The sequence below is a fragment of the Streptomyces sp. CBMA29 genome (genome assembly GCF_014596445.1).
Classification (GTDB): domain Bacteria; phylum Actinomycetota; class Actinomycetes; order Streptomycetales; family Streptomycetaceae; genus Actinacidiphila.
The window spans coordinates 1-24,394 of the sequence record NZ_MECL01000019.1; the positions used below are offsets into that span (position 1 = coordinate 1).

General features: G+C 73.8%; 18 protein-coding genes, 1 pseudogene and 1 riboswitch. Of the genes and pseudogenes, 7 read left to right on the forward strand and 12 right to left on the reverse strand.

Annotated elements, in window-relative coordinates:
* A partial coding sequence (locus BGM09_RS02970; RefSeq protein ID WP_223186219.1) for a helix-turn-helix transcriptional regulator occupies positions 1–1,126 on the forward strand: 1,126 nt, incomplete at its 5' end.
* Between the two features lie 170 nt (positions 1,127–1,296).
* Here the strand turns inward: BGM09_RS02970 and BGM09_RS02975 are convergent.
* From BGM09_RS02975 to BGM09_RS02985, 3 genes are all read right to left on the reverse strand, one after another.
* Positions 1,297–2,253, reverse strand: a complete 957-nt coding sequence (locus BGM09_RS02975; RefSeq protein ID WP_188279789.1) for a LysM peptidoglycan-binding domain-containing M23 family metallopeptidase — start codon at positions 2,251–2,253, stop codon at positions 1,297–1,299.
* A 3-nt stretch (positions 2,254–2,256) separates the two neighbouring features.
* Positions 2,257–2,472: riboswitch (cyclic di-AMP (ydaO/yuaA leader) on the reverse strand.
* 325 nt (positions 2,473–2,797) lie between these two features.
* Entirely contained in the window at positions 2,798–3,814 is a 1,017-nt protein-coding gene (locus BGM09_RS02980) for a GNAT family N-acetyltransferase (RefSeq protein WP_188279790.1), read from the reverse strand.
* A gap of 97 nt (positions 3,815–3,911) precedes the next feature.
* Entirely contained in the window at positions 3,912–4,592 is a 681-nt protein-coding gene (locus tag BGM09_RS02985; RefSeq protein ID WP_188279791.1) for a uridine kinase, read from the reverse strand.
* 246 nt (positions 4,593–4,838) lie between these two features.
* On the opposite strand from BGM09_RS02985, the gene BGM09_RS02990 reads away from it, so the two are divergent.
* Positions 4,839–5,033, forward strand: coding sequence for a hypothetical protein (locus BGM09_RS02990; protein WP_188279792.1), 195 nt, complete (start codon positions 4,839–4,841; stop codon positions 5,031–5,033).
* A gap of 220 nt (positions 5,034–5,253) precedes the next feature.
* Entirely contained in the window at positions 5,254–6,882 is a 1,629-nt protein-coding gene (locus BGM09_RS02995; protein ID WP_188279793.1) for a hypothetical protein, read from the forward strand.
* Positions 6,883–7,217: 335 nt separating this feature from the next.
* Here the strand turns inward: BGM09_RS02995 and BGM09_RS03000 are convergent, their stop codons facing one another.
* Positions 7,218–8,729: a PLP-dependent aminotransferase family protein gene (locus tag BGM09_RS03000; RefSeq protein ID WP_188279794.1), complete on the reverse strand. Its 1,512-nt coding sequence runs from the start codon at positions 8,727–8,729 to the stop codon at positions 7,218–7,220.
* 64 nt (positions 8,730–8,793) lie between these two features.
* Between BGM09_RS03000 and BGM09_RS03005 the strand changes: the two are divergent.
* Positions 8,794–9,468 (forward strand): annotated as a pseudogene (locus BGM09_RS03005) (YczE/YyaS/YitT family protein); the annotation flags it as partial.
* Positions 9,469–9,904: 436 nt separating this feature from the next.
* Complete coding sequence (locus BGM09_RS03010) at positions 9,905–10,279, forward strand: RNA polymerase-binding protein RbpA (protein ID WP_093713023.1); 375 nt, start codon at positions 9,905–9,907, stop codon at positions 10,277–10,279.
* Between the two features lie 224 nt (positions 10,280–10,503).
* Here the strand turns inward: BGM09_RS03010 and fxsA are convergent, their stop codons facing one another.
* From fxsA to BGM09_RS03040, 6 genes are all read right to left on the reverse strand, one after another.
* The gene (fxsA, locus tag BGM09_RS03015; protein ID WP_188279795.1) at positions 10,504–11,109 is read right to left on the reverse strand and encodes an FxsA family membrane protein; all 606 of its coding nucleotides are present in this window, start codon (positions 11,107–11,109) and stop codon (positions 10,504–10,506) included.
* A gap of 152 nt (positions 11,110–11,261) precedes the next feature.
* Positions 11,262–12,026 (reverse strand): polyprenol monophosphomannose synthase, encoded by a 765-nt coding sequence (locus BGM09_RS03020; protein WP_188279796.1) that lies wholly within the window; start codon positions 12,024–12,026, stop codon positions 11,262–11,264.
* A complete protein-coding gene (gene lnt / locus BGM09_RS03025) occupies positions 12,026–13,687 on the reverse strand; it encodes an apolipoprotein N-acyltransferase (protein ID WP_188279797.1) in 1,662 nt (553 codons plus the stop codon). The genes BGM09_RS03020 and lnt overlap by 1 nt, the downstream gene beginning before the upstream one ends.
* A 773-nt stretch (positions 13,688–14,460) precedes the next feature.
* Entirely contained in the window at positions 14,461–16,116 is a 1,656-nt protein-coding gene (locus BGM09_RS03030) for an amidohydrolase (RefSeq protein ID WP_188279798.1), read from the reverse strand.
* 105 nt (positions 16,117–16,221) lie between these two features.
* Positions 16,222–16,662 (reverse strand): Lrp/AsnC family transcriptional regulator, encoded by a 441-nt coding sequence (locus BGM09_RS03035; protein WP_188279799.1) that lies wholly within the window; start codon positions 16,660–16,662, stop codon positions 16,222–16,224.
* Positions 16,663–16,753: 91 nt separating this feature from the next.
* On the reverse strand, positions 16,754–18,010 hold the full coding sequence (locus BGM09_RS03040; RefSeq protein WP_188279800.1) for an FAD-binding protein: 1,257 nt from the start codon (positions 18,008–18,010) through the stop codon (positions 16,754–16,756).
* Positions 18,011–18,341: 331 nt separating this feature from the next.
* On the opposite strand from BGM09_RS03040, the gene BGM09_RS03045 reads away from it, so the two are divergent.
* The gene (locus tag BGM09_RS03045; RefSeq protein ID WP_223186222.1) at positions 18,342–18,794 is read left to right on the forward strand and encodes a hypothetical protein; all 453 of its coding nucleotides are present in this window, start codon (positions 18,342–18,344) and stop codon (positions 18,792–18,794) included.
* 51 nt (positions 18,795–18,845) lie between these two features.
* Here the strand turns inward: BGM09_RS03045 and BGM09_RS03050 are convergent, their stop codons facing one another.
* Positions 18,846–20,057 (reverse strand): acyl-CoA dehydrogenase family protein, encoded by a 1,212-nt coding sequence (locus BGM09_RS03050; protein ID WP_188279801.1) that lies wholly within the window; start codon positions 20,055–20,057, stop codon positions 18,846–18,848.
* A gap of 1,303 nt (positions 20,058–21,360) precedes the next feature.
* On the opposite strand from BGM09_RS03050, the gene BGM09_RS03055 reads away from it, so the two are divergent.
* Complete coding sequence (locus tag BGM09_RS03055) at positions 21,361–23,034, forward strand: serine/threonine-protein kinase (protein WP_188279802.1); 1,674 nt, start codon at positions 21,361–21,363, stop codon at positions 23,032–23,034.
* 23 nt (positions 23,035–23,057) lie between these two features.
* Here BGM09_RS03055 and BGM09_RS03060 read toward each other — a convergent pair whose 3' ends face one another.
* Positions 23,058–24,362, reverse strand: a complete 1,305-nt coding sequence (locus BGM09_RS03060) for an SLC13 family permease (RefSeq protein ID WP_411158246.1) — start codon at positions 24,360–24,362, stop codon at positions 23,058–23,060.
* Between the last annotated feature and the right edge of the window lie 32 nt (positions 24,363–24,394).

Sequence of the window (24,394 nt, forward strand, 5' to 3'; positions counted from 1 at the left end):
CGCGGCGGCGTCGCGCGCCGCTCGCGGGGGCCGGGTCGATCCGCGGGACCTGGTGATGCTGTGCGGGGTGGGCCTGGCGCTCGGGCAGGACGCGGCGGCGTACGGCCTGGCGACGGCGCTGGCGGCGGAGAGCCGCGAGAGCGGCGGTGTCGGGAGGCTGACGACGCTGATGTTCTTCCGCGCGGAGGCGGAGCTGTTCGACGGCCGCCTCGACGAGGCCGTCGCCACGGCGTCCGAGGGGCTGCGGATCTCACGGGACACCGGACAGCGGCAGTGGGTCAGCCAGTTGAGCAGCGCGCTGGCGCATGTCGCGGCGCTGCGCGGGGACGAGGACGAGTGCCGCCGGCTGGTGGACGAGGCGCTGGCGGGCGGCGCGGGCGCGGCGATGGCGCCCGGCGCGCCGTGGGCGTACTGGTCGCAGGGGCTGCTCGAACTGGGCCTGGGCCGTGCGCAGTTCGCGCTCGACCGGCTGTCGCTGCTGACCGAGCCGACCGTACGGCACCACATTTCCGCGACTCGCGCCGTCCCCGACCTGGTGGAGGCGGCGGTGCGGCTGGGCGTACCGGAGCGGGCGGACGAGCCCGTGGCCGGATTCGAGGCGTGGGCCGCGCGTTCCAGGCAGGACTGGGCGGGGGCGCTGGTGGCGCGCTGCCGGGCGCTGCGGGCCAAGGACGCCGACGCGGAGGCGTACTTCGTCGAGGCGCTGGCCCGTCACGACCCGCACCGAAGGGTGTTGGAGTCGGCGCGTACGGCGCTGCTGTACGGCGAGTGGCTGCGCAGGGCCCGTCGCAAGAGCGAGGCGCGCGGGCACCTGCGGGCCGCGCTGGAGACCTTCGAACGGCTCGGCGCGCGCCCGTGGGCGGACCGGGCGCGCAGTGAACTGGGCGCGTCGGGAGCCTCGGTGACGGTAGGTCAGGAAACGGTCAGGTCGGTCGCGGACGAGGCGGGGCTGACACCGCAGGAGTCGCAGATCGTCCGGCTGGCCGCGCTCGGGCTGACCAACCGGGACATCGCCGCGCAGCTCTTCCTCAGCCCGCGCACGGTCGGCCACCACCTCTACAAGGCGTATCCGAAGCTCGGTGTGGTCTCGCGCGGCGAGCTGGCCGCGCTGTTCCCGGACACGTGACCGCGTAACGGCGTCACCGCGTGACCACGTGAACCCGCAGGCACGCAGACGCAGGCACGCAGCCTCGTCAGCCCGCAGGCCCGTCACGCGGCTGTGCCCGCCCGGTGGTGAGGAACCGGGCGGGCACGGGTGCCGCGGGGAGCCGCCACAGCGGCTGTGGAGCGGGCGGGTCAGGAAACGGTGACGCCGTGGGAGGCCAGGTAGGCGACCGGGTCGATGTCGGAGCCGTAGTCCGGGGTCGTGCGGACCTCGAAGTGCAGGTGCGGGCCGGTCACGTTGCCGGTCGCGCCGGAGATGCCGATCTGCTGGCCCTCGGTGACGGTCTGCCCGGCCGAGACGAGCGCCTGGGTCAGGTGGCCGTACAGCGTGTACTTGCCGTCGGCGTGCTTGATGATCACGTCGTTGCCGTACGCGCCGTCCCAGCCCGCGGAGACGACGGTGCCCGCGGCGACCGACTTCACGCTGGTGCCGGAGCCGACCAGGAAGTCCACACCCGTGTGGTAGCCGCTGGACCAGTTGGCGCCGGAGGCGTGGTACTGGGTACCGATCGCCGCGTCCCCGACCGGCTTGGTGTAGCCGGAGGAGCTGGCGGCGGTGGTGTCCGCGGACTTGGTGGTCGTGGTCGTCGTGTCGGACGACTTCGACGGGGCGGTGGTCTCGGCGGGCGCCGGGGTCGCCTTCTTGGTGGGGGCCGGGGCCGACTTCTTCGGCGCCGGGGCGGACTTCTTCGGCGCGGCGGGCTTCTCGGCGGAGGCGCCGTTCAGCGTGAGGTGCTGGCCGGGGTAGATCAGGTCGGGGTTGGAGCCGACGACCGACTTGTTGTCGGAGTAGAGCTGCTGCCAGCCGCCGGTGACGTGGTGGCTGTCGGCGATCTTCGACAGCGAGTCGCCGCGGACCACCGAGTACTTGGCGGCCTTGGGCGCGGCGCTCTTGTCGGCCACGGTCGTCGCCTTGACGGCCGAGGTGTGCGAGGCGGTGGCGGGGGCGCTGTGGGCGGGCTCGGCCGCCGAGGCGATGCCCGCGCCGACCAGCGGCAGGGCGATGGCCACGCCACCCGTGCCCGCGGCGATGCAGATGCGGGTGAGACGGCTCATACGGGTCTTGCGGTGCTGTCCCTTTGCGGGCATGGGGGATTTCCTCTCCTACGCCTACGAGGTGAGCTGTCGGGTTCGGGCAGGAGATGCCCGGTCACGTGGAAATGCCGTTGCGTGTACGCAAGGCGCCGCGACTTCACCCCGAGCCGTCCGGTACTGCTGGACGGCGACTTACCTGGGTCCCCCGCCCCTGCCGTGTGTGATCAAAGATCCAGGAAACCGGGCGGCGGCAGGATTCGGCGTTCCGCCCGACGGACATTCGCAATTCGCGGGCATCCGGCCCGCAGGAGGCGAAGCTAAACGACCGGCCGAGCGGCGGGCAACCAACCGTGATCGTCATCGGGCGCCCCGAGCGGCGCGCCGTCACTCCTGGTCATCCGCCGTCGGCGCTGCGTGTGCGGGCCGCTCACCGTCCGTGCCTCCGTGACCGATTCCCGGTGACAAACCGCCCGGATCGGGAACAGTGGGTACATCGGAGGAATCGGACCGTGTTCCCGAGGTGATGCCGCTCACTGCGGACCGGCCGAGTGAGCGGCATCACGCCTAAATGCCCGATTTAATATGCTACTTGGGGATATCAGTAGCTGCCGGGCGAGCCGCCGATCCGGCCGTCGAGCGACCTGCTGAGCCGGTACGCGACCGGCCGGAAGCCGACCGCGGGCCAGTGCCCCGCCGCCAGCGGTGAGGCGGAGTGCCAGCGGGCCGACATGTAGCGGTGGCCGTTGTCGTACGCCCAGGCCAGCGCCGTGGCGAGCAGGACGCGGCTGACGCCCTCGCCGCGCGCGGAGGGTTCGACGTACGCCTCGGCCAGCTCCACGCAGGACTCGGGGATCACCGGGTCGGGCGTGGCGGGGACCAGCAGCACCATGCCGATCTCCTCGCCCCTGCGGGACGCGATCCAGGCAGCGCTGCGCGGGTCGCCGAGCGCGTCGGCGTAGTAGACCCGAAGGGCGGCGAGCGCGCGTTCCGGCTGGGGCTGGAACACCGCGGACTCGCGCTGCCTGCGCGAGGACTCGGCGGCCATCCGGCCGATCTGCGGCAGGTCGCCGACGCCCGCGCGCCGGATGCCGAGCCCTTCGACGCCGCGCGGCTGACGCCCGCGCGCCTTGACCGCCATCAGACCGTGCACCAGCTCGCGGCCGAAGCCGAGGTCCGCCCAGGGCAGGGTGGCGGTCTCCCCCGCGGGCACGTCGACGTAGTGGACCAGCCGGCGCTCCGCGACGAGCCGGGCCGCGACGCGGGCGTACAGCGCGCGCAGCACCTCCGACTCGCGTCCGCCGGGCAGCGCGTGGCCGCCGTGCGGGACCAGCGCGGAGTGCGGGTGGCTGCGCAGCCCCGCCGGGTCGTCCTGGGTGAGGTCCACCGGGACGGCGGCGAGGTGTCCGATCAGGCCGCCGTCGCCGTCGAGCGCGCGGGCGGCCTCGATCCCCGGGACGCCGATCAGCTTGCCCAGCAGCTCCTCACCGCGCACGGGGCCGTCAGCGAGCCACGACCGTTGCGACGGCGGGCGGCGGGCGCGCGCGAACCAGCGGTCGTAGCGCTGCACGGCCTGGGGTATGTGCTCGGTGGTCAGCGGCGCGATGGCGACAGTCATGGTGGATGGGGACGCTAGCGGGGTGCGCGGTCCCACGGCAAGGCAGGGCGGGACCGACGGCGGCCGGGAGGTCAACAGGCTTACGCGCAAGGGCCGTTCAGCCGGTCCAGGCGGGGTGTCGCGGGTCGTCGGCACGTACCAGGACATCGGCGGTCTGTTCCGGCATCGCCTCCTGGTCGTAACGGTCGAATGCGGGCAGCGTCCACCGGTCGGCCTGCGCCGTGCGCCGCTCCAGCGCGGCCGGGGACAGCCGCAGATGGACCGTCAGGTCGAACGGCAGCCCCTGCCCGAGGAGCAGCGGCCCGTCGAGTACGAGGACGCCGCCGGGCGGCAGGTGCACGTAGTCGGCGCGCGTGGCGCGGTCGGTGGCGGCGTCCCACAGCGTCGGCAGGACCCGGCCGGAGCCGCCGGGGCCGAGCGGGGCGAGCACTTCGCGGCGCAGCGCGCCGGTGTCCAGCCAGAGCTGGTAGTACGCGTCGGCGTCGTGGTGGCCGTACTCGTAGCGCAGGGACGCGGGCCGCAGGAAGTCGGCGGCCCGCACCCGCAGCGCGCGGCGGCCGAGGGCGGGCAGGGCGGCGGCGAGGGCGTCCGCCAGATCGCCGGGGCGGGCGGCGTCCGCGCCGTCCACGGCCACCCGCCACCAGGGCCCCGGCCCGTCCGCGGTCACCCCCGCGGTCACCCCTGCGCTCACCTCCGCGGTCATCCCCGCGGTCGCGTCCGCGATCCGCTCGGCGAGGGTGTCGGCCAGCCGTGACCAGGTGATCGGGGTGAGCTGCACACCGGCCATCCTGCACCGCCGTCACCCGTTCGGGCGACTTCACTGCGCCAGGAGCGGGGCGGGGGGCGCGGTGGGCACATGAACCGGTACTGGCGGGCAATGCTCGCGCCGGACAGCGTTCACCGCCTCCCCCACATGGTGGAAATCAGCTACAAACCACTCATTTGCCACCGTGCGTGATCCATTACTTTTTGTGAGCCTGGAAGAACTCATGGTGACCGTCCCCATCACCCAGGAGAAAGCCAAATGATCCTGTCGATCTCCGGCGTCGTCCTACTCGGCGTCATCTGCTTCCTGTTCTTCCGCAAGGACGGGCTGAAGGTGTCCCACGGCCTCGTCTGCGCCCTCTTCGGCTTCTACCTCGCGGGCACGGCCATCGCCCCGAGCATCAAGGCGGGCGGCGCGAGCCTGGCCAGCCTGCTGGGCGGGATCAAGGTCTAGGGCCCCGGCCCGGGACCTGGCCGTCGCCGGCGGGCGGCCACTCCAGTACGGGCCCGGCGCGGTCGTCCGCTCCGGGCCCGTGTCCATTCCGGCCGCCGCCAGTCCCCCGCCGCCGGTCCCTCGCCGCCCGTCCCCCGCCGCACCCTCAGGGCGCCGCCCTTCCCCACGCGGCCCTTCCCGCACCCGAAGCCCGAACCCCGAACCACCCATGGAGCACCCCGTGGCCAGGCGTCCCCTTCCCAGCATTCTGACCAGCCGACCCGCGCTCGTCCGCGGGCGCGATCTGGCGCGTACCGCGGCCGACAGCGCCACCGACGTGCTCCATCCGGTCATCACCATCGCCCGCGGCATGCGCAAGCAGGTGCTGTGGGCGGGCGGCTGGTGGGGCCGCACGCCCAAGGACCGCCGCGGCCCCGCGCTGCTGCTGGCCGCCGCGGGCGTGGTCGTCGTCGTGATGATGCCGTACGGCCCGCTGCTGGCGATCGGCGCGATCATGGCGTCCGCCGCGTGGATGGGCCGCGACCGCACCCCCGCCGCCCCGGCGGGCCCGAGCGAGGCCGAGACCGGCCGGCTCCAGGCGCTGTACGAGGCGCTGGTGCCGTACCTGTCGGACGCCGGGGACCCCGCGCCGCTGTACGCGCACGAGGGGAGCTGGGCGAAGGTGTTCAGCGAGTACGAGTTCCAGGGCGGGCGGCTGGCCCGGCTGCACCTGCGCTACCCGGCGTACTTCACCGACGGCGAGGCCGAGTCGCGCACCCGGGTGGAGCAGCTTCTGCACGCCAAGGCGGGCCGGGGCCGGGAGTACCGCTTCGACTGGAACGAGGAGGAGAACCACCTCACCCTCACCGCGCTGGCGCCGCTGCCGACCGACATCGTCGCGCAGCGGTTCATCACCTCGCCCGGCGAGACGGTCCTCGGCTTCACCGACGCCGGGGCCGTCCAGCGCACGGTGCCGGTGACCGGCGGCGAGGGCACCAGGGACGCCCCTCCGGTCGTCTGGCGCACCGGCCCCCGCTCCACCGAGCCGCACCTGCTGGCGCTCGGTCAGCCCGGCACCGGCACCACCAGCCTGCTGAGGTCCATCGCGCTCCAGGCGCTCGTCCACGGTGACGTGGTGGTCGTGGACGGCAGCGGCACCGGTGAGTACGCGTCCCTGATCGGGCGGCCCGGCGTCCTCGCCGTGGAGGGCGGTCTGTCCGGCGCCTCCGCCACCCTCGAATGGGCCGCGCACGAGACGGAACGGCGCCTCATCGCCGTCAACCGGGCGCGGCAGAACGGCGATCCGGTCTCCGAGGACGTACGCCGTCCGCTGTGGATCCTGGTGGACCGGCCCACCGCCCTGACCCAGCTCGCCCTCGCCGAGGGGCGGCCCGACCCGCAGACCCTCCTCGACGTCCCGCTGCGGCACGGGCGCGCGGCCAATGTCGCCGTCGCCGTCGCCGACCAGCTCGACGCCACGGAGGCGCTCGCGCCCGTCGTGATCGCCCAGACCCGGGCCCGGGTCGTCCTCGGGCCGCTCGCCCCCGAGCACGTCGAGGCCGTTCTCGGCGCCCCGCAGCGCACCACTCCGGCCGCCGACGTTCCCCCCGGCCGCGGGTACGCCCGGCTCGGCACCGGACCCGTCCTGCGCCTCCAGGTGCCCTCCACCCCCGACCCCTACGACGACGAGTGCGCCCAGTCGCACCGCGACGCCGTCCTCGGCCTCCTCCCGACCACCTCCGAGGCCGAGGCCGACTCCGTCGAGGTCCCCGAGCCCGAGGAGTCCTCCCCCGCCGTCCTCGAACCGGCCCCCGTCGCCCTCCGCAAGGACGCCGTCGTCCGCACCGTCGCCGACCTGGAACTCGGCTAGGGCCCGTCCGGCGGATCACGGGCGGACCAGGCGATGCCTTGTCCGTGCGAGCCCCGCCTCACCGAAGGGGCCGTTCGTGATCCGCCGGACAGTCCCTCACCCTTCTTGGGCGCGCGGCCGGTCGCGCCCCGTAGGCGCGCTGGGGGCACCTCCCAGCGGTAGCCACCGGCGGGCCTGCGGCCCGAGACCACACAGCATCTGCCCCGCTGGGACCAGTCTCCACAGCTCGCCCCCACGACGGCTAGCCGCGCAGTTCCCCCGCACCCCTCGAACCACGCCCCTACGCAAGGCGGGCCCTGCGCGAGGGCAGGGAACGAGGAACCGGGCCGGAGGCCCTAGGCCACGAAGAGGCCGGTGGTTTCGCCGTCGGCGGCGCCGCCGGAGCGGACGACGTGGGCGGCTTGGGCAAGGCGGGCGGCGGCCTCGACGGCGGCGGCCCCGCTGACGGTGAAGGGAAGCCGGATGTACGGCTCGAAGGCGCCGTCGACGCCGAAGCGGGGCCCGGACGGCACGCGGACACCGAGCCGTTCGCCGGCGACGGCCAGCCGCGAGCCGGAGACGTCACCGGTGTGGACCCACATGGTCATGCCGCCGCGGGGCACCGCGAAGTCCCAGTCGGGGGTGTGCTCGCGGAGGGCGGCGACGAGGTCGTCGCGGCACTCGCGGGCCCGCTCGCGGCGGGCCGCGAGGGCCAGGTCCCAGCCGCCGCCGCGCAGCAGCCAGGCGACGGCGAGCTGGTCGACGACGGGCGAGCCGATGTCGAGGTAGGCACGGGCCGAGACCAGGCGGCGTACGACGTCCGGGGTGGTACGCACCCAGCCGATCCGCAGCCCCGCCCAGACCGCCTTGCTGGCGGAGCCCACGGTCATGACGGTGCCGCCGCGGTCGAAGGCGGCCATCGGCCGCACCCCCGACTCCTCGCCGTCCAGGACGAGTTCGGCCATCGTCTCGTCGGCCACGACGACGGTGCCCGCCGCGCGCGCGGCCTCGACCAGGTCGCGCCGCTGGTCCTCGCCGATGAGACCGCCGGTCGGGTTGTGGAAGTCCGGCATGACGTACGCCATGCGCGGCGCGGCGTCCCGCAGCACGCGCCGCCAGGCGTCCATGTCCCAGCCGCCGAGCCCCTCGCGCAGCGTGACCGGTACGAGCCGGGAGCCGGTCTCGCGGAAGAGCTCCAGCACATTGGCGTAACTGGGCGACTCGACGGCGACCCGTTCGCCGAAGCCGACCAGCCGCCGGGCCGCCGCCGCGATGGCGCCCATCGCGCCGGTGGTCACCATGATCTGCTCCGGCATGGTGGGGACACCGCGCGCGGTGTAGCGGTCGGCGATGGCCTCGCGCAGCACCGGCAGCCCCGCGGGGAAGTCGCCGTGCGTGGCGGCGTAGGCGGGCAGGTCGGCGAGCGCGCCCTCCATGGCGCGGGTCAGCCACGGCTCGGGCGCGGGCAGCGAGGCGCAGCCGAGGTCGATCACGGACCCGGCGGCGTCCGGCGGCAGCGGCTCCAGGCTGCGCGAGGGCAGCACATGGCCGTCGGGGATCGCGGTCCAGCTTCCGGCGCCGCGCCGCGAGCGGGCGAACCCCTCGGCGCGCAGCGCCTCGTAGGCGGCGGCGACGGTGGTCCGGCTGACGCCGAGCGCGAGAGCCAGTTCGCGTTCCGCGGGCAGCCGCGCGGCGACCTGTACCCGGCCTTCGAGCACGAGCAGCCTGATCCCGTCGGCCAGTCCCCGGTAGGCGGGCAGTTTCCGCCCGTGGCCCGCCGAGGCTCCGGCGCCGCGGCTACTTTGCGGGCGCGGTTCGAGAAGCCGGGCGAGGTGCGCGGCGCCGACCGTCGCAGTCCACTGGGACACAGAAATCAGTCCACCTTCCACAGATTGGCCGTGGATCGGAAGCACTTACAGGCCACAGAGTGGCATGTGCGCCAACACGTCCGCCAGGGGGGTTCCGTTGTCCTCGTCGTTCCCGCACCCGTCGCTCCCGCCCGTCCCGTACCGCCGCCTCGTCCGTCTCTACGTCGGGCTGGTCCTGTACGGGGCCAGCTCCGCGCTGATGATCCGCGCCGCGCTCGGTCTGGACCCGTGGGACGTCTTCCACCAGGGGCTGTCCCGGCTGACCGGACTGAGCATCGGCGTCGTCTCCATTGTCGTCGGCGCGGCCGTTCTGCTCCTGTGGTGGCCGATCCGGCAGCGTCCCGGGCTCGGCACGGTCTCCAACGTCTTCGTCGTCGGCCTGGCGATGGACGGGACCTGCCGTCTGGTGCCGCACGTGGAGGCCCTGGCCGTACGCGTCCCGCTGCTGCTGGCCGGGGTGGCGCTCAACGGCCTGGCGACCGGCCTCTACATCACCGCCCGTTTCGGCCCCGGACCGCGCGACGGTCTGATGACCGGCCTGCACCGCAGGACCGGCCGTTCCGTACGCCTGGTGCGCACCGGCATCGAGGTCACCGTGCTGGCCGCCGGTTTCGCGCTGGGCGGCGGCGTGGGCGTCGGTACGGTGCTCTACGCGCTGGCCATCGGGCCGCTCGCGCAGTTCTTCCTGCGGGTCTTCGCCGAACCGGACGGGGCGCCGGGCCCGGTCGTAGTCAGGGACGCGGTCAGACACGCGACCAGGCACGCAGTCAGGGACGCAGTCAGGGACGCGGTCAGGCACGCGGATGTGAATTCGGATACGAATTCGGGTGCTGACGCGGGCTCGACCCCGGACACAATGCCCGCTTCTGCGGTGATTCGTCGGGACGCGCCCGAACGCGCTGTGGTCGATCCGATTTAGCCGGAGGCGGTGCGGACCGGTAGTGTACGCGGTTGGCCCAGCAGCTTGACCGTTACTGCACGCAAAAGATATGACGACACCGGGTGACATCTCCGCTCAGATGTGACAAACCGGGCACCGGTGGGTACAAACAGGGGCGACACGACGGGCGACGCATCTCCCTAAACGGGAATCTTCACCGCCGACCGGACGTTGACCGGATGACGACGACAGCGACACCTGTCCTGTGGGCGACCAAGCCCGGGAGGCACGATTCATGAGTGAGCGAGCTCTCCGCGGCACGCGACTCGGGGCCACCAGCTACGAGACCGACCGCGGTATCGATCTGGCCCCGCGCCAGACCGTTGAGTACGCATGCCGGAACGGACATCGATTTGAGATGCCGTTCTCGGTTGAGGCCGAGATTCCGCCGGAGTGGGAGTGCCGCGCCTGCGGCCAGACCGCCCTGCTGGTGGACGGAGAGGGCCCGGAGGAGAAGACGACCAAGCCCGCGCGCACGCACTGGGACATGCTGATGGAGCGGCGCACGCTCGAGGAGCTGGAGGAGGTGCTGGCCGAACGGCTGGCCGTCCTGCGCTCCGGAGCGATGAACATCGCCGTGCATCCGCGCGACAATCGCAAGAGCGCCTGACAGCGCGGGCTCACCCATGGGGGCACCCCAGGGATCACCTCCCCGGGGACCAAGGCCCCCCGACACTTCCCGCCGGGGGCGGAGCACCTGCTCCGCCCCCGGCGGTTTTCTGCGTGACCGCCGACCGCGGGACCTACCTACCAGCGCGGCGCCGACCGCGGGCTCGACCCGGTCGGCGGCGCGTGATCAGTCCCGGTCGATCAGTCTCGGTCGGCGGCGCGTGATCAGTCCCGGTCGACGACCTCGCCCTGGATGACCTTGCCGTCGGGCTTGTGGATCCGGATCTGCTCGTTGGCGTCCCGCGCCTGCTGGAAGAGGTCGCCGACGGAGCCGGGCTCCGCGGCGGCGGCGGCGGGCCGGGCCGCGAGAGTGCGGGCGTTGAGCCGGTCGACGCCCTTGCCGATGAGCCTGCGGGTCGGCGGGAAGAGCAGGAACAGCGCCATGGCGTCGGAGATGAAGCCGGGGATGATCAGCAGCAGTCCGCCGAGCATCGCCAGTCCGTTGCGCCCTTTGCTCGCGGCGGGCGGGGTCGGGGCCGCGTTCGGGTCCCGCGCGGCCTGCGCCTGGGCGGCCTGCACCTGCGCGGTCAGATTCCGCCACGCGCTGCGCCCGGCCCGCTTGACCGCGCTCGCGCCCAGTATCAGCCCGGCAACGATCAGCAGGAACACCGTCAGCCAGCTGGTCGCCCCGGCCACCACGATGAGCAGCCAGATCTCCAGCACCGACCAGGCCGCGACAGCCAGCGGCAGAATGGTACGGACGCGCGAACGGCGCCGTCGCTGCGGGCCGGGCTGCTGCGGTCGGACAGAGGGCGGAGTGCTCATCGTCATAGCTCAAGTGTGCCAAAGATCAGGTAAAGACCGGATCGGTGGACGCTTCCCTCTTCGGGTTCCGCGGGGGATTCCCGCGGACACCCGCGCGCACGTCCGCGCGTCAGGCCCCCGCATGCCCCACGAAGGGCCTCAGGGGGCCGTGAGCCGCCCTACTGCTTGCGGCCGACGATCTTGCCCGCCCGGGAGCCCACGCCCCACGCGGTGACCCGCCACAGCGCCTCGACCACGATGTTGCGGCTCATCTTGCTGTCGCCGCGCTCGCGTTCGACGAAGGTGATCGGCACCTCGACCACGTGGAAGCCGCCCTTGACCGCGCGCCAGGCGAGGTCCACCTGGAAGCAGTAGCCGGCGGAGGCGATCTCGGCCATGCCGAGACCTTCCAGCGTCTCCTTGCGGAAGGCGCGGTAGCCGCCGGTCACGTCACGGATCGGGACGTCCAGCAGGAGCCGGGAGTAGGTGCTGCCGCCGCGCGACAGATACTCGCGGGACTTCGGCCAGTTGACGACCCGTCCGCCCGGGATCCAGCGCGAACCGAGCACCAGGTCCGCGCTCTTGAGCGCGGTCAGCAGCCGGGGCAGTTCCTCCGGCTGGTGGGAGCCGTCCGCGTCCATCTCGACCAGGACGCCGTAGCCGTTGTCGATGCCCCACTGGAAGCCCGCGAGGTAGGCCGCGCCCAGGCCCTCCTTGCCCTGCCGGTGCAGGACGTGGACCTGGTCGTCGGCGCCCGCCAGCTCGTCGGCGAGCTTGCCGGTGCCGTCCGGGCTGTTGTCGTCGGCGACGAGGATGTGGGCGTCGGGTACCGACGTGCGCACCCGCTGCACGATCGGCTTGATGTTCTCGGCCTCGTTGTAGGTCGGGATGATGACCAGAACCTTGCCGAGCGGCCCGAAGCTCCGCTGCTCGCCGTCGTTCACTACTGCCCCTTTGCCATGCCCATGCGTGTGCGGTCGCGCCTGCCGAGCGCGAAGGCGACCGCACAGGACAGGAGCCCAACAATAGCGAGTGACCACTCGGGAACCGTACCGACGCGGTCGGCGAGCGTGATCTCGTCGCGCAGCGGGATGTCGGCACTCAGCACCTGCTGGGTGAACTCCGCGCTTTGCTGTTCGATCTTGCCATCAGGAGCGACGATCGCACTGATTCCGCTGGTCGCGGCGGTGACGATGGCCCGGCCGTGCTCGACGGCGCGCAGCCGGGACATGGCGAGCTGCTGTTCGGGCTGGCCGGTGCGGCCGTAGGTGGCGTTGTTGGTCTGGACGACCAGAGCGCGCGCCCCGGCTTTCACCGTGTCGCGCACGATGCCGTCGTAGGCGACCTCGAAGCAGATCACGTCGCCGAGTTCGGCCGGGCCGATCCGCATCACGCCGGTGCCCTTGCCGGGGTAGAAGTCCCGCGGGATCTGGTTGAGCATCGGGACGACCTTGGTCAGCTCCTTGCGGAAGGGCACGTACTCGCCGAACGGCACCGGGTGCTGCTTGGTGTAGTGGGCGCCGGGGCCGGTGACCGGGTCCCACACGATGCCCTCGTTCTGCACGTGGTCCTCGTCCGGGCCGTCGACCAGGGCGCCGACCAGCACCGGCACGCCCACCGCCTTCACGGCCTCGGTGATCTTGTCGTACGCCTCCGGGTACGTGAAGGGGTCCAGGTCGGAGGAGTTCTCGGGCCACAGCACGATGTCGGGCTTGGGCACCTTGCCCGCCTCGATGTCGGCGGCGAGCTTGAGGGTGGCCTGTACGTGGTTGTTGAGGATCTGCATCGGGCGGCCGAGGAAGTGCATGCCGGGCTGCTGCACATTGCCCTGGACGACGGCGACGCGTACGTGCCCGACGGCGTTGGTGTGCACCGGCACGAGCAGACCGGACAGCAGGACGGCCACCGACAGGGCCAGGGCGGTCGCGCCGGGCAGGACGGCGGCGCGGCGGGCCTGGTACGCCCGGTACCCGGCCAGGGCCGCCGCGGCCAGCAGCGTGCCGCTGAGCGCCACCGCGAAGGTCACCAGCGGGGCGCCGCCGAGCGCGGCCAGCGGGGTGTACGGGGAGGCGGTGTTGGCGAACGCCAGCCGCCCCCACGGGAAGCCGCCGAACGGCAGCCGGTCGCGTACCGACTCCTGCGCGACCCACAGGCACGCGGTCCACAGCGGCCAGCCGGGCAACCGCCGGGCGAGCACGATCAGCGCGGCCATCAGCACGAGGTACGCCGCCTCGACCGCCGACAGCAGCGGTACGGCCAGCCAGATCACCGAGCGCAGCCACACCAGGAGCCACAGGAAGAAGGGGAAGGCGAAGGCGAAGCCCAGCCAGGCCGCCTGGCGCACCGACCTGCCTTCGAGCACCAGCGCCAGGGCCGCCACCGCCACCACGGACAGCGGCCACACCCCGTACGGCGGAAACGCCAGCGCCAGCGCGCAGCCGCTCACCGCGGCCACCGCCGATCGGGGCGCGGCCGCCCGCGCAGCCGCCGCGAACCGCTTGCGCCACGACGCCTTCCCCTCCGCCCCAACCCCTGGCGCCGCTGACGGCTCCGTCAACGGCTCAACCGCGGTCGCCGCGGAAACGGTGTCGGGTCGCGGGCGCACGTCGCGGCCTTTCTTGCAGGTGAAGTGGTGGTGAAGGCGACGGTACCCCGCGCCACCCGCCTGGGGGCACCCCCGGACGGAGTTTGGAGGGAGGATCGCAGGTCGGCAGACATTCTCCTGCGGAGAGCTGGGAGGAGACACGCGGTGACCCGGCCCGGGGCCCGGGGCGCGGGCGGTCGTGGCGGTGAAGAGCGCGCCGGTCGGCGGGAGACCGCCGATGGCGAGCCGGACGGCGCGGAGGTGGACGGGCGCGGATGCCCATCGGCCCGACGCGGGATCGAGGCGAGGGCAACGGAACGGGCCCGGACGCCCTTCAGGCCGACGCGGGACCCTCCCCCAGACTCCGTCCGGGGGGACCCCAGGCTGCGGGCAACGGAACGGGCCCGGACGCCCTTCGGGCCGACCTGGGATCCGCTGGCTGCGGGTCAGTACCAAGGCCGTTGTCTACTGGGCGTCCGGGCCCTTCCCGGGTCACACCTGCCGACCGGGGCGCGTACGCGTTCCGGCGCCGCTGACGCTGGACCTGGCTGCCAGTGGCGGCGTGCACGTGCGGCGCGGCGCCCCATGGCCCAGCGGCGGTCGACAGAACCGCGGAGGGCCCCCGGTCCGACGTCCTGTGGTGGACTTGGCCGAACCTACTCGCCTCTGACCATCGGCTGTCAACACCCCTTTGACCTGCGGGGTTTCGCCAAATCAGCAGGTCAGTGCGGGCCCCTGCGACACGCCGCGACAGGCCGAGGGCACACCGTTCGGCCGCATGTGCCGAGCGATGCTCACCCGTTCGGCCGCTCGAAGACGGTACGGCCGCCGACGACGGTGCGCAGGGCGGACGGAAGCGGGCGCCCGGGGGTGAGATCGGGCAGGCCCGGGGTACCGGAGCGCGGGTCGGTGGACCAGTTGGCGACGCGTTCGTCGGGGGCCTGGACGACGAGGTCGCCGCTGTTCCAGACGGCGTAGTCGGCGGGGGCGCCGGGTACCAGGACGCCGGTGTCGTCCCGCCCGATGGCGCGCCAGCCGCCACGCGTGTGGGCGTTGAAGGCGGCGCGGGCCGAGACGCGGTGCTCGGGGGTGCGGTGGAAGGCGGCGGCGCGGACGGCGCCCCAGGGGTCGAGCGGGGTGACGGGGCTGTCGGAGCCGAGGACCAGCGGCACCCCGGCACGGGTCATGGCGGCGAAGGGGTTGAGGTCGCGGGCCCGCCCGGCGCCGAGCCGGTCGGCGTACATGCCGTGCTCGCCGCCCCAGGCCGCGTCGAAGGCGGGCTGTACGGAGGCGACGAGGCCGAATTCGGCGAAGGCCGCAATGGTGGCGGGAGTCATCAGTTCGGCGTGCTCCACGCGGTGCCGCAGGGCCCTGACGCGCTCCAGGCCGACGGCCGCGGCGGCGGCCCGTACGCCGTCGACGACCGCGCCGATCGCCGCGTCCCCGATGGCGTGGAAACCGGCCTGGAGGCCCGCCTGCGTGCAGAGGGTGAGGTGGCGGGCGATGGTCTCGGCGTCGAGGTAGCTGACGCCGGTGTGCGGCGCGTCGGCGTACGGGGCGTGCAGGCAGGCCGTGTGGGAGCCGATCGAGCCGTCCACGAAGAGGTCGCCGCCTGCGCCGATCGCGCCGAGGTCCCGGACCCGGTCGAGGTCGGCGGGGGCGGACGCGGCCTGTGCCCAGTAGCCGAAGACCCGCGGCCCGGATTCGGCGGCGGCCAGCGCGAGGAGGCCGGTGAGGTCGTCCTCGGAGGAGATGTCGGGGCCCGCGCACTCGTGCAGCGCGCCGATGCCCTGTTCCGCGGCGTGCAGCAGCGCGGCGCGCTGGGCGGCGGCGCGCTGGGCGGGGGTGACGGCGGCGTACGCGGCGCGGCGTACCGCGTGGTGCGCGTCGCGGGTCAGCGGCGCCTGCGGGTCGAAGCCGGGCTCGTCCCTGACACCGGGCACCAGATCGAGCAGCGCGGTGCTGACGGCGGCCGAGTGGACGTCCGTACGGGTCAGGTAGAGGGGCCGTCCGCCGACCGCCTCGTCCAGTTCCGCGCGGGTCGGTGTGCGCCGCTCGGGCCACCGGCTCTCGTCCCAGCCGTGGCCGAGCAGCACGCGGTCGGCGGGCCGTGCGGCGGCGTATTCGGCCGTACGGGTCAGCGCGTCGGCCAGCGACGCGGCGCCGGACAGGTCGAGGCCGGTGAGGGCGAAGCCGGTGGCGGTGGTGTGCACGTGCGCGTCGGTGAAGGCCGGGGTGACCAGCGCCCCTTCGAGCTGGATGACACTGTCCACGCCGTCCGCGAAGGAGTCCGCGGCCCCTTCAGAACCGACCCACGCGACGGTGCCGCCGTCCACGACCATCGCGGTCGCGAAGGGGTCGGCGGGGCTGTAGACGGCGCCGCCGCGGAGCAGGACGGTGCCGGTCGGCGCGGGGGTGGCGGGGGGCTGCGGGGTGGAGGTGCGGTGCATGGGCACAGTCTCCCCCGGTCGGGGCGCGCGCCCGACTCCGGGGTGGCGGCCCCCGACCCCTCCACGCCTCTCGTGACGGCGGGTCCGCGGCAGCCGGTTCGCGGCTCAGACGCGCGGCGGCCTGGCCTCGTACGCCGTGGACAGGACGACCGTGGTGCGGGTGGAGACGCCCGCGAGGGTGCGGATCCGGGTCAGGAGGTGTTCCAGCTCGATGGGGGCGGCGACCCGCACCTTGAGGATGTAGTTCTCGTCGCCCGCGACGCTGTGGCACGCCTCGATCTCGGGGACCTCGGCGAGCCGGTCCGCGATGTCGTCGGGGGCGCTGGGGTCGAACGGTTTGACGGAGATGAAGGCCGTCAGGGACAGGCCGACCGCCTCGGGGTCGACGAGGGCCGCGTAGCCGCGGATCACCCCGCGCTGTTCGAGCCTGCGCACGCGCTGGTGCACCGCCGAGGTGGACAGGCCGGTGGCCTTGCCCAGGTCGGTGTAGCTCATGCGCCCGTCGGCGACGAGAAGTTCCACGATGTGCCGGTCCAACTCCTCCATAGCGGATGACCTTACCCATAGGCACAGCGCCGCGTTACGTATGCATGTGCACGGTTCGGTCACATCCCGCGCGGGGGTCGCGCCGTCGCGCTCACGCGGGCAGCAGCCGGTCCAGGTGGGCGTTGCTGAAGGTGCGGCCCGGATCCAGCTCGGCGGCCAGCGCCCGGAAGTCCGCCATACGGGGGTAGCGGGACCGGACCTCGGCGGCGTCGGCGACGTAGACCTTGCCCCAGTGCGGGCGCGGCGCGTACGGCGCGAGTCGCTGTTCGAGGAGCGCGAGGACGGGGAGGACGGCGGCGGTGTCCGGCACCCAGGTGAAGTGGAAGGCGACGGTGTCGTGCCCGTAGGCGGGACTGAGCCAGAGCCGGTCGGCGGCGACGGTACGCACTTCGCAGATCTGGAGCAGCGGCGCGATGTCGGCGCCGAGCGCGGCGAGGGCGTGGAGCGCGGGCAGGGCGTGTTCGCGGGGCAGCAGGTACTCGGACTGCAACTCGGCGCCGCTGCTGGGGGTGAATCCCGGCCTGAAGTGCGGCAGTCGCTCGTGCCAGGGGCCGGCCAGGCCCTGCTGTGCGGTGCAGTTCACCGGGTCGGCGCCGGGGACCGGGTGCATCGGCCCGGTGGCGGGCGCGGCCCAGGGGAATTCGGGCGCGGGCGCGTCGGCGAGCTGCTTGAGCCAGACCTGTCCGAAGCGCGGCGCGCGCCAGTCGGTGAACATGCTGACGCTGTACGCGGCCCCGGTGATCGCCTCGAAGTGCCCGTCCAGGTCGGCCAGTTCGAGTCCGGTGAAGACATGCTGGCGGACGGCGAAGTCGGGGACCAGGTCGAGGGTGAGGGCGGTGACGACGCCGAGCGCGCCGAGCGAGACCACGGCGCCGTCGAAGCGGTCGCCGTCCTTCTCCCGGCTGAGTACGGCGACTTCGCCGTCCGCGGTGACGAGTTCGAGGGCGCTGACGGAGGTGCCGAGGCCGCCGTTGGCGTCGCCGGAGCCGTGGGTGCCGGTGGCGACGCAGCCGGCCACCGAAATGTGCGGCAGGGACGCCATGTTGGGCAGCGCGAAGCCGGACTCGTGCAGCCGCTGGGCGAGTTCGGCGTAGCGGACGCCCGCGGCGACGCGGACGGTGGCCTCGGCCGTGTCGATGTCGATCTCTGGTGGCAGGCCGGAGAGTTCGACGAGGGCGCCGTCGGTGTCGGCGATGTCGTTGAACGAGTGGCCGCTGCCCAGCACCCGCACGCGGCGGCTCGCGGCGACCAGTGAGCGCAGGGCGCCGGTCGACTCCGGGCGGTGCACCCGTTCCGCCGAGAAGGTGATGTTCCCGGCCCAGTTGGTCCGCCTGCCACCGTCACGCATTACGCCGCCACCCGTCACGCATCACGTCGCCACGCATTCTGCCGAGCCGCTTCCTCCGGTCGGCGTGCCCTGCCCGGCCACGCCCGCTCGCACCTTATCCGGCACTCCCGCAAGATGCCGCGCGGGGGCACGAGGGGTGCGCGGAGGCATGGCGAGGGCGCATGGACCGGCCGAAAGGCGGGATGTGACGAAGGCCACACCCAATGCATCCCTATGAGGTCGATGGCGTGATTACCCGCGTAGCGCGGCGGGAAGTGCTCGCTATGGCCGCGGGATTGACGCCGGGCCGGCCCGATGGAGGGCACATCCGTCCGATGGGGGAGACGCGAATATGCGTAACCATGTGCGCCACAACCGCAGTGAGCGGACCCAGCCGGCGCCCGAGGAGGGGCACGAACGCGAATTCGCGCTCGCGCTGCTGCCGGGGCTGCCGGACGCCGACGACACGGATGACTCGTTCGAGGACGATCTGGACCTGGTCCGGGTGGACTGCCCGGAGTGCGCGCGGCCGATCGCGGTCTTCGCCGACGAGGACCGGCTTCCGGAGCACGCCCTGTGCCCCACGCCGTGGAACCCCTTCGGCCTCACCGTCTGTTCCGGCTCGGGCCGCCCGGTCGAGGAGGCCAGCCCCCTCGACGGCTCCCTGCCCGGTGAGGTCCACGACCTCGACCTCGGCACCCTCCTGGTCCTGCCCGACACCCTGGACTGGCGCACCCAGCCCTTCTCGCACGTGGGCGGCCCCGGCTCGCACCCCTTCCGGGTACCGGCGCCCCGCGCGGCCTGAGCCGGCGCCCCGTCCGGGGCGCCGGAGTACCACCCGCCATCAGGTGGACGCTCAGCTCCGCGACTCGGGGCCCGCCACGTGGCGCGCGATCACCATGCGCTGGATCTGGTTGGTGCCCTCGACGATCTGAAGGACCTTGGCCTCGCGCATGTACCGCTCCACGGGGAAGTCGGCCGTGTAGCCGTAGCCGCCCAGGAGCTGGACGGCGTCCGTCGTCACCTGCATCGCCGCGTCGGTGCAGAAGAGCTTGGCCATGGCGGCCTGCCGGGAGAAGTCGAGACCGGCGTCGCGGGTCCTGGCCGCGGCCAGGTAGAGGGCGCGGCCCGCCTCGATCTTGGTGGCCATGTCGGCGATCATGAAGCGCAGCCCCTGGAAGTCGGCCAGGGGCCGGGCGAACTGGCGCCGCTCCTTGACGTAACCGAGCCCGGCGTCCAGCGCGGCCTGGGCGAGGCCGACGGCACAGGCGGCGATGCCGAGCCGTCCGGCGTCCAGCGCGGCCAGCGCGATGGCGAACCCCTGGCCCTCCTCGCCGATGCGGCGGCTGTCGGGGACGGTCACGCCGTCGAAGTGCACCTGGGCAGTGGGCGAGCCCTTCATGCCCATCTTCCGCTCAGGCGCGGCGGCGCTGAGGCCCGGCGCGTCGCCCGGCACCAGATACGCGGAGATGCCGCGCGCGCCGTCGCCGCCGCTGCGGGCCAGGACGGTGTAGAAGTCGGCGACGCCGCCGTGGGTGATCCACGCCTTGGTGCCGTCGATCGCCCATTTCCCGGCGTCGCCGTCCGCGCCGCCGCCGTCCCCGCCGCCGCCGGTACGTACGGCGCGCGTACGCAGGCTGGCCGCGTCGGAGCCCGCGGCGGGCTCGGAGAGGCAGTAGGCGCCGAGGAGGCTGCCGCCGAGCATGGCGGGCAGGTGCTCGGCGCGCTGTTCCTTGGCGCCGAAGTGCGCGAGCGCGTGGCACGCGAGGGTGTGGACGCTGACGCCGAGGCCGATGGTGAGGCGGGCCGCGGCCAGTTCCTCCAGCACCTGGAGATAGACCTCGTACGGCTGTCCCCCGCCGCCGTGCTCCTCCGCGTACGGCAGGCCGAGCAGTCCGGTCTCCCCGATCAGCGCGAAGGTCTCACGCGGGAAGTGGCCCGCGTCCTCCTGCGCGGCGGCCACGGGCGCGATCTCCCGCTGGGCCAGGTCCCGGGTGAGCGCGAGCAGATCCCGCGCCTCCTCGGTGGGCAGTTGGCGGACAACCGGCTGCGGGCCGTGCTGCGACATCGCGGCACACTCCTCCCTGTCGGGGGCGTCGGCGGCACGCCCTGGGTGTGGCGGCGCCGTCGGTGGGCAGTGCCCATGAACCGATGTTCCCCTGCCGGGTCGCGGCACGCGGTGATCAGCGGTTCTGGCGCGTTGGAGTATGCCTGATCGGACGCCCCACGTCACGGGCGCGATTCCGTCTTACGGTTCGCCGCTGTGCGGTTCGTCTTGCCCGCCCGCCCACCCGTGCGAGTGCTTTCTCCGTCTGCGGGTGCCGCCCGTGCCTGGTCGGTCCCGGCCCGGGGTACCTCCTCGAAATCCGTAACACCTGGCCCCGGGTATCCAGTGACGTTCCTGTCAACGTATTTCTGCGGGGGCACCCCGCCCCGTCCCCTCCGGGTCCATCGGCGTCCGCCTGCCCGGTGGGGGCTGAGGGGGGGCGAGGGTGGGTGGGTTTGGGTACGGCGGCGGGTGCCTGTCCGGCGGGGGTGGGCGGGAGGGGATTGGGCGGGGACCGGGCCCTGCCCCACCCGGCCGTCCAGCCGGGGTAGGCGGGAGGGGGCGGGCAGGCTCCGGTACGTCGGCGTCCGCCCGTCCGTGGAGGTGGCGGAGGGGGGTGGGTGGGGGCCGGGCCCCTGCGCGACCGCCGTCCAACCGGGGCGGGCGGGAAGTGGGTGGGTGGGCTCGGGTACGTCGGCGTCCGCCTGTCCGTGGGGGTGGCGGAGGGGGGTGAGTGGGGGCCGGGCCCTGCGCCACCCGGCCGCCCAACCGGGGCGGCCGGGAGAGGGTGGGCCAGCGTACGTCGGCGTCCGCCTGCCGGTGGGGGTGGGCAGGCTCGGGCACCTCGGCGTCCGCCTGCCGGTGGGGGTGGGCAGGCTCGGGCACCTCGGCGTCCGGCTGCCGGTGGGGGGGCGGCCGGGAGGGGGTGGGCCAGCACGTACGTCGGCGTCCGCTGGGTGGGCCCGGCCCCCGGGTGGGCGGAGGACACGCGGGGCGCCCTCACGGTCTTTGACACCCTCCCCGGCCATCTACGGACAGGCGGACGCCGACGGACCCGGAGGGGACGGGGCGGGGTGCCCCCGCAGAAATACGTTGACAGGAACGGCACCGGATACGAGGGGCCAGGTGTTACGGATTTCGAGGAGGTACCCCGGACCGGCACCGACCAGGCACAAGCGGCACCCGCAGACGGAGAAAGCACCCGCACGGGCGGGCGGGGTGGGAAACACCAGGCGGGCCTGGAGTGGCGACTGAGTACGGCGACGAAGGCGGATGAGTAGGAACGCGCTCCCGCACAGCCGCAGGCGGCCCTACGCTGCTGCCCATGGAGAGCTTGGACACCACGGATCCGCGCACCGTCGGCGGATATCCGCTGTTCGCGCGGCTCGGCGCGGGTGGCATGGGACAGGTCTACCTGGCGCGCACACCCGCCGGGCGGGCACTCGCGCTGAAGACCGTACGGTCCGAGTTCGGGCTCGACCCCGGCTTCGGGGAACGGTTCGCGCGGGAGATCCGGCACGCGGACCGGGTGCGTTCGCCGTGGACGGTGGCGGTGGTCGACTACAGCCCGCCCGGCACCCGCCCCCCGTGGCTGGCGACCGAGTACGTGGCGGCGCCCTCACTGGCCGAGTGGGTCTCGGCGCACGGCCCGCTGCCGGAACCGGCACTGGCGTCGCTGGCCGCCGAACTCTGCGAGGCGCTGCGGTCGGTGCACGCGGTGGGTCTCGCGCACCGCGACGTGAAGCCGTCGAACGTGCTGCTCGGCCCCGACCGGCCGCTGCTGATCGACTTCGGCATCGCGCGGGCCGCGGAGGACTCCCGGCACACCAGGACCGGCGGGGTGATCGGCTCCCCCGGCTACATGGCGCCCGAGCAGGCGACCGCGGGCGCGTCCGCCGAGCCCGGCGACCTGTTCGCGCTGGCGGCCGTACTGGTCTACGCGGGGACCGGGCACGGCCCGTTCAACCGGCCGGGCGAGGAGCCGTCGACGCCCGCGCTGATGTACCGGATCGTGCACGAGGACGGCGACCTCACCGGGCTGCCCGACGCGGTGGCGCCGCTGGTCCACGCGTGCCTCGCCAAGGAACCGGCGGACCGGCCGACCGCCGAGGAGGCGTTGGCGCTGCTGCGGGAGGCGGGTCACCGTACGGGCGTGTGGCACGAGGTCCCGGCGCCCGGCCTCACCGACGAGCTGCGCGGCCGTGAAGCGCGGGTCCGCACGCTGCTGGCGGACCCGACGGCCGCCGTCGGGCCCTCGCCGTACTCCCCCACGGCGCCGCTGACCGCGCCCGGCCGCGGGCCCGGCTCCGGAGGCCAGACCCCCGCTCCCCCGCACGCCGCGTACGCGCCGCCGCGTACACCGTCGCCCGTCTCGGGACCCGCGGCGCCCACGGGACCGTACTCGGGACCGCAGCCCGTGCCGTGGAATCCGGCGCGCCGCCGCTCGGGCATGGGGCCGGGCGCGATCGTCGGGCTGGTCGTCGCCGGGCTGCTGGTCCTCTTCGTGGTGATCGGCGTCATCCTCGACCAGCAGCGCGGCTCCGGCGACAACAACAACGGGAATCCCGACCCGAGCACGAGCACCCACACCTCCGCGCCCACGGACGCGCTGCCCGCCTCGTGGGTCGGCACCTGGGTCGGTATGGGGCCCGGCAATCCGAGCGGCAGCGGGGGCCAGCCGCGCAGCGACCGGTTCACCGTCACGCTCAGCCTGCACGCGGGGGCGCGCGGCGAGGCCGTCGGCCAGGACGTCAGCAACATCCCCGAGTCGGGCACGGGGGCCGAGCGGGGCTGTACGGAAGCGCTGTCGCTGGCGCAGGTCCGGGGGAACACCATGACCTTGCGGGTCACCGCCGCCAAGCCCACGGACCCTGACTCGTCGCGGACCTGTATGACAGGGCACGAGTACTCCGTCTCCATGACGGACGCGCGCACCCTGCGGATCGAGGCGGGGCCGCAGGCCGAGGGCGCCCCGAGCACGCTCACCAAGCGGAGCTGACGGGCCCTTGGGAAAGGCGGCGGTCAGGTTCCGGTGAGCCGCAGGCCCGCCCACAGCGCGACCGTGGAGGCGATGAGCGTCGGCGGCACCGTGAGCAGCCCGAGCCGGGTGAAGGTGCCCAGGTCGGAGTCGGTGCCGTGGTCGCGCAGCACGCGCCGCCACAGCAGGGTGGCGAGCGAACCCGCGTAGGTGAGGTTGGGGCCGAGGTTGACGCCGATGAGCACGGCGAGCACCGGGCCGGGGCCGCCCGCGGCGGCCAGCGGAAGGAGGGCGAGCACGGCGGGCAGGTTGTTGATCAGATTGGCCAGGACGGCGGCGAACGCGGCGGTCCCGAGCAGCGCGAGCAGGCCGCTGCCGTGCGGCAGCACCCGGTCGGCGGCGTCGGACAGCCCGTTGTCGACCACGGCCTTCACCACGACGCCGAGGGCGAGCACGAACAGGCAGAACAGCGGCCCGGCCGCCGCGACCAGGCCGCGGACCGTCGCCCGGCCGCGGCGCAGCGCCCGTACGCCCAGGACCAGCGCGCCCGCCAGCGCGGCCCAGGCGGGGTTGAGGCCGCCCAGCGAGGTGACCGCGAAGCCGACCAGGGTCAGGCCGAGGACGACCAGCGTGAACACCGGCACGGCCGGCGGCTCGCCCTGCTCCGGCGGGTGCTCGCGGATGGCGAGGTCGGCGGCGAAGTAGCGGCGGAAGACGGTGTATTCGATGCCGACGGACAGCAGCCACGGCAGGGTCATCAGGAGCGCGAAGCGGGTGAAGGACACTCCGGCGGCGGTGAAGGCCAGCAGATTGGTGAGGTTGGAGACCGGCAGCAGCAGGGAGGCGGAGTTGGCCAGGTGGGCGGTCGCGTACAGGTGCGGGCGGGCCTTGGCGCCCGCCCGCGCGGCCGTCGCGATGATCACCGGCGTGAGCAGGACGACGGTGGCGTCCAGGCTCAGCACCGCCGTGACCAGCGCGGCCACGACGAACACCCCGGCCAGCAGCCGCTTGGGCTCGCCCCGGCAGGCCCGCGCGACCGCGTCGCCCGCCGCCGTGAACAGACCGTCGTCGGCGCACAGTTCCGCCAGGACGAGCACGGCCGCCAGGAAGCCGACGACCGGCAGCAGTTCCCTGGTCTCGTGCCAGGCGGCGGACGGCGTCACGGCCCCGATGCCGATGAGCAGTCCCGCGGCGGGCACCGCGGCCACCGCCTCGGGCCAGCCGCGCGGGCGCAGGACGGCGAAGCCGAGGACCACCAGGAGAGCGAGGGCGGAGATCGTCTCCGCGACGGCGGTGTTCAGGGGGCTCTCCTCGGACGGACCACGGGCTGGCGTACCGCCTGATTCCACCACGTGGGCCGCGCGGCTCCGCCCCGGCGCCC